Source organism: Sphingomonas endophytica, assembly GCF_001476895.1.
GTDB lineage: Bacteria > Pseudomonadota > Alphaproteobacteria > Sphingomonadales > Sphingomonadaceae > Sphingomonas > Sphingomonas endophytica_A.
In genome coordinates this window covers 1-803 of the sequence record NZ_LDTB01000117.1, presented here as the reverse complement: position 1 = coordinate 803, position 803 = coordinate 1, and the positions used below count along the sequence as shown (strand labels likewise).

The 803-nt window shown below is 56.7% G+C and carries 1 protein-coding gene; it reads left to right on the top strand.

Annotated features, from left to right (window positions below):
- Positions 1 to 536: 536 nt before the first annotated feature.
- Positions 537 to 803: hypothetical protein (locus tag NS334_RS16240; RefSeq protein ID WP_153002785.1), on the top strand; the 267-nt coding region annotated here is incomplete at its 3' end.

Genomic DNA, 803 nt, shown 5'->3' with positions numbered 1-803 from the left:
CCGCGATGCCGTGAAAACGCAGCAGCATCGCGAGTGCAACGATCCCGCTGTCTGCTGCCGTACCACTCCGCGTTTCAATCATCTCACGATTTAATCTGCTCAGTAGCTGAAAATGACTGCCGTCGAACGCGAGCCGACACTGTCGTGAGCGCGCCCCCTGCCCTTTCGGCCTCGCCGTCAGCGCAAGCTGACTATTCGTAACGAACCGGTAGAGCAGCAGATGAATATGACGGCCAGAGTACTATGGCTCTCCGGCGAGATGCAATTGGCGTTGTCCGCGACCAAGCAGAATTCGCGAACAACATCATGCCGATCCCAGAATCGATCGTTGGAACCGTTCGCAGCCGAAGCAGGCTCCGTAGTCTTACGGGTCGCCGTGCTTGATATCGCCTCCAACGGGGTCACCCGGATGAGCTCGTCGGCCGTTCGGTGCAATAGAGAGCATGCCTTTCTGGTCTTGCAGGATACAGAAATGACTGGTCACATGAATATTAATTATTATTGGTACGCTACCATAGATTGAAGGCTCGACCAATATGACTTGGAATTATTCCGTAACGTTGAATGATTCTTCGAGCGCAGGCGGATCGGCCGAGGCCTCTCTCGTTTACGATCTCGAGCAGGCCCTCAATGTCTGGCAGCGATACATCCTGGGCAATGGCACCCTGGTGGTGCAGCTCAACATCCTGCCCACCACCGTTGGCCGCGCCGATGGCGGGCCTACCTCGAGCTACAACGTCGGCACAAACGGCGGGCTCGCGGTGTATGAGCCGTCAAGCCAGTACGAGCTGACCACCGGACAG